The organism is Aliiroseovarius sp. PTFE2010, from assembly GCF_049943335.1.
Classification (GTDB): domain Bacteria; phylum Pseudomonadota; class Alphaproteobacteria; order Rhodobacterales; family Rhodobacteraceae; genus JBNFVY01.
On sequence record NZ_JBNFVY010000009.1, the window covers coordinates 1 to 18238 of the forward strand.

The window sequence follows — 18238 nt, forward strand, 5'->3', positions numbered from 1 at the left end:
CCGCGCCCGCCAAGGATCACCCAGCTTTTCCAATCCCCTTCGGGCGGGATCTGGTGATCCATCGCCCAGAAATCGAAAAGGTAGGGCAAGGCCCCCAATGTCTTGGGGGCCTGTTCCATCAGCTCATCCAGAAACTTCGTCCTGACCGATATGCGCTGCGAGCAGAGCCAGGCGGAGTTGTACGTCTTCGCGCGCATGGTCGAGGTCGAGCTGTACGCCATTTTGGTCACCTTTGTCTTTGTTCCGTTCGGCTTCGACCCTTGCAATCTTGTCGAGCACCGAAGTCAGGTTTTTGTCGAAATCCAGAATCTGGCGCGTGATCAGCGGGCAGTCACCGGGATCGGACCGGTGCGCCTGGTCAATTTGCTGATCGAGATACGTCGCAGCGCGCCAAAAGGATTTATGGGCAACGGCCAGGATCGACGAGCGATCGGCCGCCTCGGGGGGGGTGGGTATTTGTGCCATGTATGAAGTGCCTCATGCTTTTTTTGCTCCGCATGAGTGACAAGAAAAAAAAGCGGCCCCGGCGCCCCATTGTTTGGGGTCATCCAACAACCGCTCGTCATGTCTTCTAGCTGGGAAAAGGGTGCCGGAATTCCCCCTGCCAGTCAAGAAATCTAACGTAAATCGGGCGTTAACCCCTGCGCGCCGCGCGGCAGATCCGGCGCGCGTTAACTTTTTGCCGCGCGAAAACAATGGCATTCGCGAAAAGGTTAATGACCCTTGTCGCCATGTTTTTTTGGATGCCCCCCACCGTACGATGGCCCCGCGCCCCGCATTGTGGGTCGCGGGGGGGGGGCGTCAGGGGTTACTGGCAAGGGGGCCCGCCACAGCCGGGCCAGCCGGCCACTACAGGGTGGGCACCACAAGGGCGGGCCGGGCGACGGGGGGAACGCCTATTGCTGGGCGCGTTCGGATTCGATCTGGCGCCAGCGGGCGACGTTCTTGTTGTGCTCGGCCAGCGTTTCGGCAAAGGCGTGTCCGCCGGATCCGTCTGCCACGAAGAAAATATAGGGCGTGTCGGCCGGGTTCATCGTCGCCTCGATCGCGGCCAGTGACGGGTTGGCGATGGGCGTCGGCGGCAGGCCGGGGATGATATAGGTGTTATATGGCGTCTCGCGCGACAGCTCGCTCTGGCGCAGGCCGCGCCCCAGAATGCCCCGCCCGTTGGTGACCCCGTAGATCACCGTCGGATCGGTTTGCAGGCGCATACCCTGACGCAAACGGTTCACGAAAACGCTGGCCACCTGGCGCCGTTCGTCAGGCAGGCCGGTTTCCTTTTCCACAATGGACGCCATGATCAGCGCCTCTTGCGGGCTGTCATAGGGCAGCCCGTCGACCCGGTTCGCCCATGCCTCGGCCAGGCGCTGCGATTGCAGCTCGCTCATGCGGGCGATCAGGTCCGCGCCTGTGTCGCCGCGCCGGATTTCGTAGTCGCGCGGGGCCAGCGATCCTTCGGGTGGCACCGTGTCGGGCACCCCGTCGACAAAGCCCGAGCTGCGCAGCCCGTCAATCACCTGCCAGCTGGTGACGCCCGGCACCACGTCCAGGATCAGACGCGTGTCGGCCTGCGCCCGGCGGGTTTCGTATTCGGCCGGGATCGCATCGCCCTCGTCGCCGTCCGGGCCGGGGACGAATTCGGCAATTATTACCAGATCATTCGTGGCCGGATCCAGTTCACGCACCTGCACAAGGTTGCGCCGCACGCCCACCCGCCAGATGATTTCCGTGCCGCAAGTCGACGCGCCGCCGCGGGTCACGATGTCGACGATTTCTTCCATGCTGGCACCTTCAGGCACCAGAAAAGCCCCGGCCTTGAGCTGGCGGGTCTTGTCGGAATATTCCGCCCCCATGCGGAAAATCGCGCCGCTTGAAATCGCGCCCTGCGCTTCAAGGTCCTCGGACACGCGGGGCATCGTGCTGCCAGGGGGAACGCGCAGGCAGATCGCCTGATCCAGCGGACCGGCGGACTTATATTGACTCTGCCCCCACAGGATGACCCCGCCAAGCACGAACAGCGCTACCACCAACAGCGATAGCGCGTTAGACGCGATGTTGCGCCACATCAGCTTACTTTCTTGAGCACAAGCGACGCATTGGTGCCACCAAACCCGAAGGAATTGGACAGGGCCACGTTGATTTCACGCTCGCGCTTGGCATTCGGGGCCAGGTCCAGTTTGGGCTCAAGCGCCGGGTTGTCCAGGTTGATCGTCGGCGGGGCAACCTGATCGCGGATCGCCAGCGCGCAGAAGATCGCTTCGACCGCGCCGGCCGCGCCCAGCAAGTGACCGATCGACGACTTGGTCGAAGACATGGTGGCCCCTGCCGCCGCATCGCCCATCAGACGCTCGACCGCGCCAAGTTCGATCACGTCCGCCATCGTCGATGTGCCATGGGCGTTGATATAATCGACATCCGCCGGGGTCATGCCCGCCCGGTTCAGCGCCGCCTGCATCGAACGATAGCCGCCATCGCCATCTTCGGACGGAGCGGTGATGTGATAGGCGTCGCCCGACAGGCCATAGCCCGCCACTTCGGCATAGATCTTGGCGCCGCGCGCCTTGGCGTGTTCGTATTCTTCCAGCACCACGATGCCCGCGCCCTCGCCCATGACAAAGCCGTCGCGGTCTTCGTCGTAGGGGCGGCTGGCACCTTGGGGGTCATCTTCGCGCTTGGTCGACAGGGCCTTGCAGGCGTTGAAACCGGCAATGCCGATTTCGCAGATTGCAGCCTCGGCGCCGCCGGCAACCATGACATCCGCATCGCCCAGCTGGATCAGCCGCGAGGCATCGCCGATGGCATGCGCGCCCGTGGAACAGGCCGTCACAACGGCATGGTTGGGGCCCTTGAAACCGTATTTGATGCTGACCTGTCCCGAAATCAGGTTGATCAGCGATCCGGGGATAAAGAACGGCGACACGCGGCGCGGCCCCTTTTCCTTGATCAACACAGCGGTCTCGGCGATTGACTGCAGCCCGCCGATCCCTGATCCGATCATGACCCCCGTGCGCAGGCGATCTTCTTCGTCTTCGGGTTTCCAGTCGGCATCAACCAGCGCCTGCTCGGCGGCCGCAATCCCGAACAGGATGAATTCGTCGATCTTGCGCTGCTCTTTCGGCGCCATCCAGTCGTCGGGGTTGAAAGTGGCGTCGGACCCGTCGCCGTAGGGCACTTCGCAGGCATATTTCGTCGTCACGCCGGACGCATCGAATTTGGTGATCGGCCCCGCCCCGCTTTGCCCGGCCAATAGCCGCGACCACGTCTCTTCGACCCCGCAGGCCAAAGGCGAAACCATTCCCAATCCAGTGACGACCACTCGGCGCATGCTGCTGCCCCCCTTGTTCTTACCTCGCTACTGATTACACGGCATTTGGAACGGGGAAAAGGGGGCAGCGCGCGCGGATGGCGGGTTTGCGCGCCCAGCGTGCGGTTGTGCGCCTTGAGCCGCCGCGACCTGAGAGGATGAGCGCGCCCCAGTGCATTCGGCGCCGGGTGCGGCGCGTCTTTGCCGGGCGCCTGTGGAACGGCGCTTGCGGGGGGCTGGGCCGGGCGGGCTGGCCAACGCACCGACCCATCGCACTGACAACCGATGCGTGCACCGATCGCCATGACCGGGGGACTTGACCCGCGCGCCTGCATAGCGCTCCGGTTGGGCCCTGCACGCTCTGCCGTTCATGGCGTGGGGTCAGGTGCCGGATTGTGGCTGCACCGGCGCAAACACTGCGCCACGGCCCAAAAAAGAAACGGCCCAAAAAGAAACGGCCGCCCTCGATCTCTCGGGGCGGCCATCAATGGTCTGACAAAGGATCAGCGTCGGATCAGGAAGCTTCCTTGATAAACTTCACCGCGTCGCCGAAGGTCTGGATGGTTTCGGCGGCGTCATCGGGAATCTCGATGCCGAATTCTTCTTCGAACGCCATCACCAGTTCGACCGTGTCCAGCGAATCGGCGCCCAGATCGTCGATGAACGACGCACTTTCGGTGACCTTATCCTCTTCAACGCCCAGATGCTCGACGACGATTTTCTTTACGCGATCTGCGATGTCGCTCATGGTTCTTCCTCACGTTACCTCGGGGCCTGACGCCCGATTAGACTTGTGGCCCAGCGGCCGGTGGTTCTGGCCGGGACAAGCGCCCCACGCCTGGACGGCATATTGCGCCCCTTTGATCTGCGCCGCCTATAGCACACTCGCGCGCCGTGGCAAATGGTTTGTCCGGCATGCACGCAGACCGTGCAGCAGGTGGTATTGCCTGTGCCTGAAACCAAGCGCGGACCCCCAGATCGTCGCATATTTGCGCGTTTTTGCGCAAGATGCAGATCAGATCATCGCCATGCCGCCGTTCACATGCAACGTGCTGCCGGTCACGTAGCCCGCTTCGGGACTGGACAGGTACAACACCGCCGCGGCGATTTCTTCGGGGCTGCCCATGCGGGCGGCCGGGATCTGCTTGTTGATGGCGTCTTTCTGCTCGTCGTTCAGCTTGTCGGTCATTGCAGTGGCAATAAAGCCCGGCGCCACGCAGTTCACGGTGATCCCGCGGCTGGCGACCTCATAGGCGATCGACTTGGACATGCCGACCATGCCAGCCTTGGACGCGGCATAGTTCGCCTGCCCCGGATTGCCCGTGGTCCCGACGATGGAGGAGATATTGACGATCCGCCCCCACCGCGCCTTCATCATCCCGCGCATGACCCCGCGGCACAGCCGCATGGTAGAGGTCAGGTTGACCTCAAGCACCTGGGCCCAATCCTCGTCTGACATGCGCATGAAGATCTGGTCCCGCGTGATGCCAGCGTTGTTCACCAGCACATCGACCGATCCCATCGCTTCGGCCGCCTGTTTGGGCAGGGCATCGACCGCGTCGGCGTCACTCAGGTTGCACGGCAACACATGCGCGCGTGCACCCAGCTTGGCCGCCAGATCGTCCAGCGGGCCTTGCCGCGTGCCCGACAGGGCCACCGTGGCCCCAGCCGTATGCAGCGCGACGGCAATCGCCCCGCCGATCCCGCCCGACGCGCCCGTCACAAGTGCATTCTTTCCGGTCAAATCAAACATGTTTCGCAGTCCTGCTTTTCTTGTGTTCCAAAATAGCCCCGGGTGAAGGGGCCTGACGGGCCCGCAGCGGCAGCATCCCGGCCCCTGCCCCGCTTGTCCCTGTCGCGGTCAGCCGGTCACCTTGGCCACGTCTTCGGGTGTGCCCACCGGGCTGCAGGCGATATCGCGCGCAATACGCCGGATCATGCCCGACAGTGCCTTGCCCGCGCCAATCTCCCAGATCTCGTCCACGCCCTGGGCGGCCATCCACGCCACGCTTTCGCGCCAACGGACCGACGCGGTGACCTGCTCGACCAGCAGCGCGCGGATCTCATCGGGATCGCTGACAGCGCTGGCACGCACGTTTGCCACCAGGGGCACGGCGGGCGCCTGGATCTTCACGCCTGCCAAAGCCTCGGCCATCACGTCGGCCGCGGGGGCCATCAATGCACAATGGAACGGGGCGCTGACCGGCAGCAGCATGGCGCGCTTGGCCCCGGCCGCCTTGGCCAGATCGACCGCGCGCTCAACCGCCGCCTTGTCGCCGGACACCACGACCTGGCTGGGGTCATTGTCATTGGCCGCCTGGCAGACCTGGCCCTGCGCGGCCTCTTCGGCCACCTTGGTAGCGGTCGCGAAATCCAGACCCAGAAGCGCCGCCATGGCGCCCTGCCCGACTGGCACGGCCTCTTGCATCGCTTTGCCGCGGGTGCGCAACAGCTGCGCAGTGTCTGCCACGCTCAGCGCGCCGGCCGCACAAAGGGCCGAATATTCGCCCAGCGAATGGCCTGCGACAAACGCGGCATCTGTGATCTTGACCCCTTCGGCCCCAAGCGCGCGCATCGCGGCCAGTGAGGTTGCCATAAGCGCGGGCTGCGCGTTCTGCGTCAGGGTCAGCTTTTCCTGGTCGCCCTCCCAGATCAGGGCCGACAGGCGTTCACCCAAGGCCTCGTCCACCTCGTCGAACACGGCCTTTGCCGCCGGGTAGGCATCGGCCAGGGCCTTACCCATACCGATCGTCTGCGCACCTTGTCCGGGAAATACGAATGCTCGGCTCATGCCGCCCCTCCTGCTTTTGCTTTGCAGAACGGTCTAGCCTGTGGCGCGTTTGGGGTAAAGTATGTGCGTGCGTGCGCGCCAATTCGGCCGGGGTTCGGGCAGGGTTCGGGCAGCCTTCAGGCGGCGTCGGCCCGGCGCACGGCACTTGGCGGCGCCACGAGATCGGCTGCAAGCCGGTCCAGCAGGTCTTCCAGTTCGGCTTCGGGGCCACAGGCCACTTCGATCAGCACTTCGGTATCGCAATAACGCAGGAACAGGCGGCTGGGAACGAACGGGGCGTGGCTGCGATGAATAAACGCGCTGCCCACTTCGTCGAAATCCATGGCAGTTTGCACCCGGGCCTTGCCGCGCCGGTTGCGTGCCACAAGACGCACCTGACCTTCGACCAGATCGATCTGCACTTCGGTCGCCAGCCCACGCTGTGCGTACCACATCAACACACCGCCAAGCAGCACAAAAACCAGGGTCGCCCCGGCCTTGATCCCCAGAACCTCTGGCCCTGTGGTCGCACCGGGCAGGATCCATTGGCCCAGGCCGGCAATGATCAGCATGACCGAAAAGAACAGGCATAGGACCTCAACCACCGACGCGCGGCGGTTCGCAGCCGAATTGGGAACCAGGATATAGCCCCAATATGTCGACCGCAGCGTGACCGATTTCAACTTTCTTGGTTCGGACTGATATCCGCCCGCCGGTTTCGCTGTCGTCTGCGCGATGGTCATGTCCCCTGCTCCTACCTCGTGCCCCCCACGAACACTGGAGTCGAATCCAGGCGAGAATTGGGCCGCCTCGGTGCATTTTCGTGCCGGCCGTTTCTGGGCGCCAGCGCGCCGCGATCATGGGTTGATCGCCGCCCCGATCCCTGTATAACGCGCGGGTCCATCCGCACTGCATTTGAAACAGCGCGACCTCTCGTGGTTCGGCCCCGGATGGCATTGGCCGAACCTTTGAAGTGCGCTTGAAAGAACTGGAGCGATCATGCCGCTGTATGAGCATGTCTTTATCGCGCGTCAGGACCTGTCCAACGCGCAGGCCGAAGGGCTTATCGAACACTTCGGCGCCGTCTTGTCCGACAATGGCGGAAAACTCGTGGATCACGAGTATTGGGGCGTCAAGACGATGGCCTACAAGATCAACAAGAACCGCAAGGGCCACTATTCCTTCCTGCGCACCGACGCCCCGTCGGAAGCCGTTCAGGAAATGGAACGCCTGATGCGCCTGCATGACGACGTGATGCGCGTGCTGACCATCAAGGTCGACGAACACGCCGAAGGCCCGTCGATCCAAATGCAGAAACGTGACGAACGCGACGACCGTCGCGGCCGCCGGAACTGATCTGAAGGAAAGGACCTAAGTCATGGCCGCTAAACCATTTTTTCGCCGTCGCAAAGTGTGCCCCTTCTCGGGCGATAACGCACCCAAGATCGACTACAAGGACACCCGTCTTTTGCAGCGCTACATTTCCGAGCGTGGCAAGATCGTGCCGTCCCGTATCACCGCCGTTTCGGCCAAGAAGCAACGCGAACTGGCCCGTGCCATCAAGCGCGCCCGCTTCCTCGCCCTGCTGCCCTACGCCGTGAAGTAAGGAGAGACCCCATGGATGTCATTCTTCTCGAACGTGTGGCCAAGCTGGGCCAGATGGGCGATGTGGTGAAAGTCAAAGAAGGCTACGCCCGCAATTTCCTGTTGCCCCAGAAAAAGGCCCTGCGCGCCAGCCAGGCCAACATCGACGCCTTTGAAAGTCAAAAGGCCGAACTGGAAGCCCGCAACCTGGATTCCAAGAAAGAAGCCGCAGCGCTGGCCACCCGTCTGGATGGTGAAACGCTGGTGGTGATTCGCCAGGCGTCGGACTCTGGGTCGCTCTATGGCTCGGTCACCCCGCGTGACGTGGAAGCCGTGGCCAAGGAAAACGGCCTGTCGATCGACCGCAAGCAGGTCGTCATCGGTGCGCCGATCAAGGAACTGGGCCTGCGCGACGTGACCATCGTGCTGCACCCGGAAGTGGAAGCCACGATCGCCCTGAACATTGCCCGCTCCAGCGAAGAAGCTGAATTGCAGGCGCAGGGCAAGTCGATCCAGGAACTGGCCGCCGAAGAGGAAGCCGCTGCCGATTTCGAGGTGGCCGAACTTTTCGACGACCTCGGCGCTGCTGCGTCCGAAGACGACGATCTGCTGGACACCGCCGACGAAAGCGGCACCAGCGAAGAGCAGCCCGAAGAAGATTAATCTTCTACGCGCAAGACATGTCAAAGGCCGCCCCCCGCTGGGCGGCCTTTTTCTTTGCCGCCACAGGATAGGCCGGTCAATCAGTCTGACGCGCCACCTTGGCCATCCCCGCGCCAACGCTGACGCCGACCCGGTGGCGGTGCTTTAGAATACGCGCTCAAGTAATCGAAAAACTGATGCCGCCTGGCGCGCGTGCCAAAGGCGTAGCGCGCATCATTATCGGTTTGCAGGGTCGGTCCAGAGGTTCCGGGTTTTCACCAGAATGGCGCACAGACCCGCGCCGATGTCGCCAACGCGGTGGGGGCGCGGTAGCAACCGGCATTCACACCAACCGCGGTTTCCAGCCGTGCGGGGCTTATCCGAAGGTGTCGCCGCCACCCAAAGGCTCTGTCCGCACCAAACGCGAGGTCAAGACCCCCGCTTGCCTGTGTATCATCGCGCGGCGGTATTCCGGATCATAGATCATATCGATAAACGCCTGAACCGACGGGTATTCGGCGATAAAACACAGATCCCAGTGTTCGTCTTTCGGGCCGATCAGCATGATCTCCATCGCGCCGCGCCAGACAATCCGCCCCCCGACACGTTCAAGTATCGACCCGGTTTCGCGGCTATAGGCGGCATAGGCTTCGGCCCCGGTGGCACTGCGCCCATCGTCATATGTTGCCTGATCCTTGAGCTTGATGAGGTTGAGCATATGGATCGGACCCGTTCGGTCGACGCCTTTGAACGCCTCGAATGTAGCTTTGTCAAAGCCAACATAGTGCTCGGTCATGGCATACCCCCCTGCTTTCGCCGTTTGTGGATAATTCAGGCTATTTCACGTAATGTAAAGGCGTGTTGCTTGACCGCCCGGTCACGCCACACGATCAGCAAAGCCATATTGGGTTATCAACGGATTGGAACGTGGCACGCGATGACACAGCGTTGGCCCGAATCCTGCCGAGACGAATGAAAAGCGACCTGCAGGACGCGGCCGGACGGGCCACCGAATAGACGGGTCTCTGGCTGCCCCTGCATCGAACAAAAAACCCCGCAGCGCGATCACGCTGCGGGATTCTTCATTGTACAAAAAGCCTGTAAGGGGCGGCTGCCGTTGTGGCGGCGACCCTCACTGGCTCGGCATTGTACGCGTTATTCGTCGTCCAACGCGTCCACGGCCTTTTGCAGATCCTCTTTGGATACTTCTTTTTCCGAGGTCTCGGCCTGCTCGAACACCCAGTCCACGACCTTGTCTTCAAAGATCGGGGCCTGCAGCTGCTGACGCATCTGCGCGTTCTGCTGAACGAATTCGAAGAACTGGCGTTCCTGGCCGGGGTATTGGCGGGCCTGGTTCATCACGGCCTGGGTCATTTCGGCATCGGTGACTTCGATGTCATTTTTGCGGCCCAGTTCGGCCAGCAAAAGGCCCAGCTTGACGCGGCGTGCGGCCAGCGTCTTATGCTCGTCGGTGGGTTCGACCTTGTCGTGATCGTGGCCTTCGACGTCAGGATTTTCCTCGTGCCAGAGCTGGTGAGCGATCTGGCCGGCTTCGGCGTCCAGCAGCCCCTCGGGCAGCGGGAAGTCAACCTTCTTGTCCAGCTCATCCAGCAGGGCGCGTTTCATGACAGCGCGCGCGGCGCCAGCATATTCGGCCTCTAGACGCTCGGACACCTGGGTCTTCAGGGCGGCCAAATCTTCGGCGCCGAACTTCTTGGCCAGTTCGTCGTCGATTTCAGCAGCCTTGGGTTGCTTGACCGCGTGGATCTTGCATTCGAACACGGCCTGTTTTCCGGCCAGGTTTTCCGCGCCGTAGTCTTCGGGGAAGGTCACGGTCACGTCCAGTTCGTCGCCCGCCTTGACGCCGACCAGCTGCTCTTCAAAGCCCGGAATAAAGCTGCCTGAACCCAGCACCAGCGGGTATTCTTCGGCCTTGCCACCTTCGAACGGTTCATCGTCGACCTTGCCCAGGAAGTCGAACACCACCTGGTCGCCATCCTTGGCCTTGCTGCCCTTCTTGCGGTCTTCGAAATCCTGCGCCGTTTCGGCCAGGTTCTTGAGCGCGTCTTCCACTTCGTCATCGCCAGCTTTGACGACCATCTTTTCCAGCTTGATGTCGGACAGGTCGGTGTCGGGGACGTCAGGCAGCGCTTCGTAGGACAGGTTGACAACGACATCGTCGCCCTCTTTCCAGTCTTCGCCAGCTTCCATCTGCACGTCGGGCTGGGCTGCGGGGCGATCGCCCGTTGCTTCGAAATGCTCGTTCATCGCACCATCGACAGCTTCCTGCATCGCTTCGCCCAGCAGGCGCTGGCCAAACTGCTTTTTCAGCAGCGGCATCGGGACCTTACCCTTGCGAAAGCCCTTCATCTCGACCTCGGGCTGGGCTTCGATCAGCTTTTCAGTGACCTTGGCCTCCAGTTCGTCGGCGGTGACAGTGATCTGATAGCCGCGCTTCAGACCTTCGTTGAGGGTCTCGGTGACCTGCATGTTGGCGTCCTTTTACGTCTTCATCCGGCCACGCGCACGCAGCCCCATCTAAATCAGCGCCCTTCTAGAGACGCCCGCGCCCCCATGCAAGACGAAAGCGCGTCAGCGCAGCCGGAACCGCGTACGCAGCCCAAGCCCAAGGAAAAAGAGAAAGACAAAGCCCAGCACGGTTTGCGCCCCCGACAGCAGTTTCATCCAGCCGGGTGCGGCGCGCAGGAAATCGATGAAATAGAGCCGGTGAAACCCGAAAAAACCGAACGTGTTGGCAAAGGACAGCCCCAGCGGATTGGGCAGATCCGGCGCGCACCAGTCCACCGCGCGAAAACAGCCCCATTCGAACGCTGTCATCAGGATCAAAGCCGGGATCACGAACACCCCCAGCAAGAACATCGCGGGCCGCCAGATCGAATAGCCAAATTCGGACACCACTTCGAACACGCGGTAGGGCAACCACTGCCATAGGGTCCCGATCCGCGCGTTGAACCACATTTCCTTGCGAAAAAAGAAATGCTCTTCGTCCGGCAGGGCCTGCTTGGTCATTGCGTGGCGCAAAATCGCGGCCATGCCGCGCGCCTGGCGCCATTCGCTTGGGTCGATCGCATCGAGCGCGGGCCAGAACCTTCGCCGCTCGGTGACATCACTGGCAACATCACCGGGAACATCCACATCGCCTTCGTCTTCGCCATAAACCTGGATGGTTTCGGGCAACAAAGCCGCGTTCAGCATCGGAAACTCGGTACAGAACGACGTTTTTGTGCACCAAAGATAGCGTTCGATGGTCGCATTTGAAAAGTTGGCCTTGGCCAGAAACTGCGCCCGTTGCAGATTGATGCCCCCCTTGAAGACCGTGCCAAAGCACAGGGCATCAGGTTCAAAAGTGGCTTGCGAAAAATTGACGGTCCCCGAAAAATTCGCTTCCGAGAAGACGGCTGCGCTTTCCCCTTCGAACCGGGTGGACACGAACGACACCTTCGCATCGGCCTGGCAGCCATGAAACGACGCCGAGGTTTCGAAAACCGCCGAACTGACGGTCAGGGTGCCATCAAAATGCGCCCCGCCAAAGAACGCAGGCCCGCCGAACCGCGCGCGCGAAAAATCGGCCACATCGCGGAAGCGGCAGTTCGAAAAATCTGCCGTCCCGATAAACTGCGCGTTCCGGAAATTGACACTGCCCATGAAAACGGCCGATCGCGCATTGAACCGCTCTTTGACGATCAGATTGCTCCACTGGACGCGCCCCATGAACACCGTGCCCACGGCCGAAAACCGCGCCGCGATGTGGAACCGGGGAACCCGCCCGAATCGCACGACCATTTTGTCCAGGCACAGCGTTTTGGCAAAGCTGATGGGGCCCAGGCGAATGTCCTCTGTTGGCGCGGGCAAGACCGCCTTTGGCCCCAGTCGCTTGGCGAAGGCGTCGGCCAACGCTTTTTCCTCTTTGGTCGTCAGGGGGACAAAGTCCCCGGGTGGCAAGCCGGTGATGTCGATCAATTCCTGCTTGTCGGCATCGGGCAAATGCCCGCAATGCCAACGGTTCCAGGTCGTTCGGTTCTTTTGGTGCAGATTGTCGCGGGGAAAGCGCTTTTCCTGCTCGCCCCAGATCGTCATCAGAACATACCACGGGTTTTTATCGGCACGTTTCAACGTGGTGCCGTCATTCAGTCGCACCGTGTCGTCGCGTGTGTCGATAATGTCGTGGGCCGGTATGGTGGGGTCGTGCAAGCGGGCTGGGTCGGCGGGCATGAAATGGCTTTCGGGCAAACGGTCACTGGATCAATGCCCCAGCCTAGCCCGCGCGCCCTGCCCTGCAAAGCGCGGGCTTTGCAAATCGTCCAGCGCCAGGAAAAACGCCCGCACCGGCGGGTACGGGCGTTTCGGTAATGCGGTTTGGCGCGCGGTTGGTGCGGTCAGTCCTGCGCGACAAGATAAACGTTGATCGACGCGCTGTCGCCGACGCTGAGCATATAGGCGCCCAGTTCATCCGCGCCGGGGCCGTAGAACATGCCCGCCGCCTCGTCCGCGGACACGGTGCCCAGAACGCTGGCTGTGATGTCTGCGCCGCTGCTGTCGTGCAGCGTGACGGTGCCGCCGGAAAACGTGTTGCCGTCAATGGTCAGCCCGGTGGCGCGCGCTTCTTCGAAGGCGCTGATTTTGGTCCCTGTCATGGCCGACAGGTCGACCGTGCCACTGGCGAAATCGGCGCTGGCGCTGGCGGCGCCCGCGTCGAATGCGCTGATTCCACCCGTTGTCAGGATCAAGAGCGCGTCACCCGTCGTATAATCGGCCGAACCAGTCGTTGGCACATCATCGGGCATGCTCGACACACCGAAGACCAGGTCAAATTCGGAATTGTCGCCCAACCGCGCCGAGCCGATGCGCACGTAATCATAGCCGCTCTGGTCGATGGCGGTGCGCGTGCCGGTGCCCAGGTACTGGCCGGCCAGACTTGACCCGTAGTACGACGCCCCCCCGACCGTCGTCAGCCCATCGTTGTCGACAAGAACGACTTTGGTGTCTGTGATCGCGATGTTCCCATTGGACAGATCGCGCAGGCCATAAACGTATTCGCCATATTCGGGTGCACCCGACGGCGCGTTGGCAGTGGTATAGGCCCCGACCCCTTCGATGATCACCTGACCGGTGCCGGTGTCCTGGAACAACGTCGCATAGGTTTGCGAACTGGGCAGGTTGACCCGCTCGATGCCAAGCGTCTGGTCCTTTGCAATCGCATTCACCTCTGGCCCGGTCGGCGCGCCCGGCAGGCTGCCCGCCCCGCCGCCGCATGCGGCCAGAAACGCGCAGCCGATCAAAGCTGGATACCTGTTAAACATATCATAACTCCCCGAAATCATCGCCGGCAACGTCCCGCGCTTTGACAAACCTTAGGGCCATTCCACCACAAGATCACGCGCCTTTGTCGTATTGTTCTGCCTGTCACCGGGGAAACACAGCGTTTCCTTGTTCGGCCACGATTGACGCGGATCGGCAGCCGGGGTGAGCGCAGACTTTCCACAAGGGATCGCGGGGGCGCGGCGGCCATGAAAAAGCGGGCGCACCCATGTCAGGCGGTCGGGGATTGGTGCGGGTGGAGGGACTTGAACCCCCACGCCTTGCGGCGCCAGAACCTAAATCTGGTGCGTCTACCAATTTCGCCACACCCGCATTGGCGCGCGTCTTAGCAAAGCCAGCACCGCTTGGCGAGAGGCAAAACACACCTGAGTCCCATTCGTCACGCACCCGGAAAATGACACATTCCGCCACAAAGAAATCAGATTTGGCGACCAATTCTTGCCATAGTCTGGGCAAAAAATCAGGGCAGAAATAAGGTGAGGCCAGAAATGACCATTCAACTTCCGCTCCGCAAAGCCGGTTTCGACAGCGCGCTTGCCGTCACGTCTGACCATCCCGCTTTTCACGAAGGGCTGAGCGCCGGGACCGAGGTTTTGACCGCCGACGGCGCCCTGCCGATTGAATTCCTGTCGCCGGGGGATCGCGTTATCACCCGCTCGGGCATGAAGGTTCTGCGCGGCGTCGACACCCCGGCGCCCAAGCGCTTTGTCCTGGGCTTTGACGGGGACGAGGTGATTTACGCCGACGGCCTGCAGGTGTCGGCCCGGACCGGCCAACCCTACCTGCACTAAGACAAAATCAAAATCCACTCACGCAAAAAATCCACTCACGGACGGCCCCCATGCGGGGCCGTTGCACGTTTACGCCCCGATATCGCGCAGCACCTGCGGCAAAAGTTCGGGCAAGTCTTCGGCGATCAGACCAGGACCGAACGCGCGCGCGCACGCCGTATGCAGCCAGACGGCGGTTTGGGCCGCCTGCATTGGCGCAAACCCGCGCGCCAGCAGCCCGGTGACGAACCCGGCCAACACGTCGCCCGCCCCGGCGGTGGCCAGCCAGGGTGCCGCATGCTGGGTATTGGCCGGGTTGATCGCACAGTGGCCATCGGGGGCCGCAATCACCGTCGCAGGGCCCTTGAACAGCACCACGCAACGGGCGCGCTTGGCCGCGTCGCGCGTCGCGTCGACCTTGGAATAGGCCGGGCCTTTGCTGACCGCACCCTGCAGCCGTTCGGCGATATCCGGGAACAGGCGCGCGAATTCACCCGCATGGGGGGTCAGGACGGTATGTTCATGCAAGCCTGCCATCAACGCGGGCCTCTGACTGAGCGCGCTCAGCGCATCAGCATCGAGCACCGTCGCCCGGCCCGACGAAAGGATCGGCGGCACATACGCACACGCACGTTCGATCCCAAAGCCTGGCCCAAGGCAGAGCGCGTTGATCCGTTCGTCCTTGAGGACCGCGTCCAAAGCCCCCGTGTCACCAATCTGGGCCAACATGATGGCGGTCATATGGGCGGCGCTTTCGGCCAACGCCTCATTTGGGCAGCCCAGCGTCACCAGCCCCGCGCCGATCCGCAACGCGCCCCGGGCCGCCAGCCGCGCCGCGCCGGTCTTGGCAGAGGGGCCGGAAAGGATCAGGGCGTGGCCGTGGCTGTACTTATGGCCTGTCGGGGCCTTGGCCAACGCAGATGTCAGCGGCGCACATATGCGCGCCGCGCCTTTGACTGGTCGCGGATCCAGACCGATGTCATGCACGACAACCCTGCCGCACCACGGCGCCCCGCCCTGCGGCGGACCTTGGGGTGCCAGGACGTGCCCGACTTTCGCGCAGTGGAACGATACCGTCAGATCGGCGGGCCACGCGCCGCCTAGGTTCCGGCCCGAATCGCTGCACAGCCCACTGGGAATATCCACGGCAACGTATTTCGGCCGCTCGGACGGGTGCACATTCAGCACACGCGGCAAAATCGCATGCAAGGTCTGGGTTGTGTCATCGGGCATTGCGCGCGTCAGACCCGTACCGAACAACGCGTCCACGACCAGGTCATGATCGGATGCGTCAAGGCGTTCCTTGATCGCCTTGTCATTCCACGCCTGCGTGGTGCCAAGGTTTTGCCAGTTCGCATAATTCTGCCGGGCGTCCGCAGGCAACCGGTCCGGATCGCCAAACAGAAACACGTCAACCTGCCAGCCTCGCTGTTTCAGCAGCCGCGCCACCACGAACCCGTCGCCGCCATTGTTGCCGGGCCCACATAGAACAACGGCCCGGAAAGACGTTTTCGCAAGGTCGGGCCATTCATCGAAAATCGCGTCGACCACGCCGCGCCCGGCGCGCTCCATCAACGCCAGCCCCGTCACTTGGCCACTGTCGATCGCCGCCTTTTCCACGGCGCGCATTTGGCTGGCGGTCAGGACCTGGGTCATCCCCACCCCAAAGTTTTTACGTTGCACATTTTTTCACCATTTTGCATAAAAACTGCGCGCAAGGGGAATTTCCCTGTGCAGAGTCCTGTCCCGTCTGCCGCCACGAATTGTTGCGGTGATTGAGACATGATTTTCACCCATTGAGCAATTCTTAGGGAGTCGATAGCCGATGAAAAAGATCGAGGCGATCATCAAGCCGTTCAAGCTTGATGAAGTAAAAGAGGCACTTCAAGAGATCGGTGTTCAAGGTCTGTCGGTGGTCGAAGTCAAAGGCTTCGGGCGCCAAAAGGGTCACACAGAACTCTATCGCGGCGCCGAATACGTGGTCGATTTCCTGCCCAAGGTGAAAATCGAAGTTGTCATCCCGGCCGATCAGGTCGATGGCGCGATCGAAGCCATCGTCGCGGCCGCCAAGACCGACAAGATCGGCGACGGCAAGATTTTCGTTTCCTCTGTGGAGCAGGCCATCCGCATCCGGACCGGCGAATCCGGTCAGGACGCGCTCTGATCCACCCCACTCACCGCGCCCAGGGCGCTGATGACCAATTTAAAATCTGAAGGGACAAGGTCAAAATGAGCATCAAAGACGTTCTCAAGACCATCAAGGACGACGAAGTGGCCTATGTGGATATCCGCTTTACCGATCCGCGTGGCAAACTGCAGCACGTGACGGTCATGTCCAGTGAAGTCGACGAGGACTTCCTGGAAGAAGGCTTCATGTTCGACGGCTCGTCGATCGCAGGCTGGAAGGGCATTGAAGAGTCGGACATGAAACTGATGCCCGACACCGAAAGCGCCTACCTGGACCCGTTTTATGCCGAAAAAACGCTGTGCATTCACTGTTCGGTCGTCGAACCGGACACCGGCGAACCCTACAATCGCGACCCACGCGGCACCGCACAGCTGGCCGAAGCCTATCTGAAATCGTCGGGCATCGGCGACACCGCCTACATGGGCCCCGAGGCTGAATTCTTCCTGTTCGACGATGTCCGTTTTTCGGTGTCGATGAACAAGGTCGGTTACGAGGTCGACGCGCTGGACGCATCCTGGAACAGCGACACCGAATACGAAATGGGCAACACCGGCCACCGTCCGGGCGTCAAGGGCGGCTATTTCCCGGTCAACCCGATCGACGACGGTCAGGACATCCGCTCGGAAATGCTGACCACCATGAAGAACATGGGCATGAAAACCGACAAGCACCACCACGAAGTGGCGTCCTGTCAGCACGAGCTTGGCCTGATCTTCGACAGCCTGACCAAGCAGGCCGACGAGCTGCAAAAGTTCAAGTATGTCATCCACAACGTGGCCCAGGCCTATGGCAAGTCGGCGACCTTCATGCCCAAGCCGATTTCGGGCGACAACGGCACCGGCATGCATGTGAACATGTCGATCTGGAAAGACGGCAAGCCGCTTTTTGCTGGCGATAAGTACGCTGATCTGTCGGACGAAGCCCTGTGGTTCATCGGCGGCATTCTGAAGCACGCCAAGGCGCTCAACGCGTTCACCAACCCGTCGACCAACAGCTACAAACGGCTGATCCCGGGCTTCGAAGCGCCTGTGCTGCGCGCCTATTCGGCCCGCAACCGGTCGGGTTGCGTGCGTATCCCTTGGGCCGAATCGCCGAAAGCCAAGCGTGTGGAAGCGCGCTTCCCCGATCCGTCGGCGAACCCCTACCTGTGCTTTGCGGCCCTGTTGATGGCCGGTATCGACGGGATCAAGAACAAGCTCGATCCGGGCGCGCCGTCGGACAAGGATCTGTACGATCTGCCCCCCGAAGAGCTGGCCGAAATCCCCACGGTTTGCGCATCGCTGCGTGAAGCCCTGGAAGAGCTGGAAAAGGATCACGAATTCCTGTTGGCCGGCGATGTGTTCACCAAGGACCAGATCGATGGTTACTGCGAGCTGAAGTGGGAAGAGGTTTACGCCTACGAGCACACGCCTCACCCGATGGAATTCAAGCTGTACTACAGCTGCTGATACTGTCGCATATCTTGAAAAGGGCGCCCATCGCGGCGCCCTTTTTGTTGCGTGGATCGTCGTGCATTGCAGGACAATCACGCCACGGTTAACCTACCATTTCGGCTTTGGAACAAATGCCCTGAAAAACATCCGCTCTTGCCAACAGCATGCGCCAAAGCGGGCACAATTCCGCCGTGCTTGCGGCCCACA

Annotated in this window: 18 protein-coding genes and 1 tRNA gene; 6 read left to right on the forward strand and 13 right to left on the reverse strand. The window is 61.8% G+C overall.

What is annotated here, in order from left to right:
- Positions 1-123 precede the first annotated feature (123 nt).
- The 7 genes from ACP2AV_RS12040 to ACP2AV_RS12070 all read right to left on the reverse strand — a co-directional run bounded on the left by ACP2AV_RS12040 (position 124) and on the right by ACP2AV_RS12070 (position 6817).
- Positions 124-465, reverse strand: coding sequence for a hypothetical protein (locus tag ACP2AV_RS12040; protein ID WP_426372985.1), 342 nt, complete (start codon positions 463-465; stop codon positions 124-126).
- 431 nt (positions 466-896) lie between these two features.
- On the reverse strand, positions 897-2066 hold the full coding sequence (gene mltG, locus ACP2AV_RS12045; protein WP_426372986.1) for an endolytic transglycosylase MltG: 1170 nt from the start codon (positions 2064-2066) through the stop codon (positions 897-899).
- Entirely contained in the window at positions 2066-3325 is a 1260-nt protein-coding gene (gene fabF / locus ACP2AV_RS12050) for a beta-ketoacyl-ACP synthase II (protein ID WP_426372987.1), read from the reverse strand. Before fabF ends, mltG begins: the two co-directional genes overlap by 1 nt.
- A 493-nt stretch (positions 3326-3818) precedes the next feature.
- Entirely contained in the window at positions 3819-4052 is a 234-nt protein-coding gene (locus ACP2AV_RS12055) for an acyl carrier protein (protein ID WP_426372988.1), read from the reverse strand.
- Positions 4053-4319: 267 nt separating this feature from the next.
- Positions 4320-5057: a 3-oxoacyl-[acyl-carrier-protein] reductase gene (gene fabG / locus ACP2AV_RS12060; protein ID WP_426372989.1), complete on the reverse strand. Its 738-nt coding sequence runs from the start codon at positions 5055-5057 to the stop codon at positions 4320-4322.
- A gap of 108 nt (positions 5058-5165) precedes the next feature.
- On the reverse strand, positions 5166-6095 hold the full coding sequence (fabD, locus tag ACP2AV_RS12065) for an ACP S-malonyltransferase (RefSeq protein WP_426372990.1): 930 nt from the start codon (positions 6093-6095) through the stop codon (positions 5166-5168).
- A gap of 116 nt (positions 6096-6211) precedes the next feature.
- Positions 6212-6817, reverse strand: coding sequence for a hypothetical protein (locus ACP2AV_RS12070; protein WP_426372991.1), 606 nt, complete (start codon positions 6815-6817; stop codon positions 6212-6214).
- Between the two features lie 256 nt (positions 6818-7073).
- Here ACP2AV_RS12070 and rpsF point away from each other — a divergent pair, with 256 nt between their 5' ends.
- The 3 genes from rpsF to rplI are packed head-to-tail and all read left to right on the forward strand — an operon-like array spanning position 7074 to position 8321.
- Positions 7074-7430, forward strand: coding sequence for a 30S ribosomal protein S6 (gene rpsF / locus ACP2AV_RS12075; protein WP_426372992.1), 357 nt, complete (start codon positions 7074-7076; stop codon positions 7428-7430).
- A gap of 22 nt (positions 7431-7452) precedes the next feature.
- Positions 7453-7680, forward strand: a complete 228-nt coding sequence (gene rpsR, locus ACP2AV_RS12080) for a 30S ribosomal protein S18 (RefSeq protein ID WP_005982441.1) — start codon at positions 7453-7455, stop codon at positions 7678-7680.
- An 11-nt stretch (positions 7681-7691) separates the two neighbouring features.
- Positions 7692-8321, forward strand: coding sequence for a 50S ribosomal protein L9 (gene rplI, locus ACP2AV_RS12085; RefSeq protein ID WP_426372993.1), 630 nt, complete (start codon positions 7692-7694; stop codon positions 8319-8321).
- 355 nt (positions 8322-8676) lie between these two features.
- Here the strand turns inward: rplI and ACP2AV_RS12090 are convergent, their stop codons facing one another.
- The 5 genes from ACP2AV_RS12090 to ACP2AV_RS12110 form a co-directional block, all read right to left on the reverse strand.
- Positions 8677-9096 (reverse strand): DUF1330 domain-containing protein, encoded by a 420-nt coding sequence (locus ACP2AV_RS12090; RefSeq protein ID WP_426372994.1) that lies wholly within the window; start codon positions 9094-9096, stop codon positions 8677-8679.
- Positions 9097-9455: 359 nt separating this feature from the next.
- Entirely contained in the window at positions 9456-10790 is a 1335-nt protein-coding gene (gene tig, locus ACP2AV_RS12095) for a trigger factor (RefSeq protein WP_426372995.1), read from the reverse strand.
- Positions 10791-10892: 102 nt separating this feature from the next.
- A complete protein-coding gene (locus tag ACP2AV_RS12100; RefSeq protein ID WP_426372996.1) occupies positions 10893-12533 on the reverse strand; it encodes a pentapeptide repeat-containing protein in 1641 nt (546 codons plus the stop codon).
- 164 nt (positions 12534-12697) lie between these two features.
- Positions 12698-13621 carry a transferrin-binding protein-like solute binding protein gene (locus ACP2AV_RS12105; protein WP_426372997.1) on the reverse strand — a complete coding sequence of 308 codons (924 nt, stop codon included), beginning with the start codon at positions 13619-13621 and terminating at the stop codon, positions 12698-12700.
- A gap of 246 nt (positions 13622-13867) precedes the next feature.
- A tRNA-Leu gene (locus ACP2AV_RS12110) sits at positions 13868-13952 on the reverse strand.
- Positions 13953-14128: 176 nt separating this feature from the next.
- On the opposite strand from ACP2AV_RS12110, the gene ACP2AV_RS12115 reads away from it, so the two are divergent.
- Entirely contained in the window at positions 14129-14431 is a 303-nt protein-coding gene (locus tag ACP2AV_RS12115; protein WP_426372998.1) for a hypothetical protein, read from the forward strand.
- Between the two features lie 69 nt (positions 14432-14500).
- On the opposite strand, the gene ACP2AV_RS12120 is transcribed toward ACP2AV_RS12115, so the two are convergent.
- The gene (locus tag ACP2AV_RS12120) at positions 14501-16066 is read right to left on the reverse strand and encodes an NAD(P)H-hydrate dehydratase (protein ID WP_426373091.1); all 1566 of its coding nucleotides are present in this window, start codon (positions 16064-16066) and stop codon (positions 14501-14503) included.
- Between the two features lie 169 nt (positions 16067-16235).
- Here ACP2AV_RS12120 and ACP2AV_RS12125 point away from each other — a divergent pair, with 169 nt between their 5' ends.
- Both ACP2AV_RS12125 and glnA read left to right on the forward strand, forming a co-directional pair.
- Positions 16236-16574, forward strand: a complete 339-nt coding sequence (locus ACP2AV_RS12125) for a P-II family nitrogen regulator (RefSeq protein ID WP_426372999.1) — start codon at positions 16236-16238, stop codon at positions 16572-16574.
- A 65-nt stretch (positions 16575-16639) separates the two neighbouring features.
- Positions 16640-18046 (forward strand): type I glutamate--ammonia ligase, encoded by a 1407-nt coding sequence (gene glnA, locus ACP2AV_RS12130; RefSeq protein WP_426373000.1) that lies wholly within the window; start codon positions 16640-16642, stop codon positions 18044-18046.
- Positions 18047-18238 lie beyond the last annotated feature (192 nt).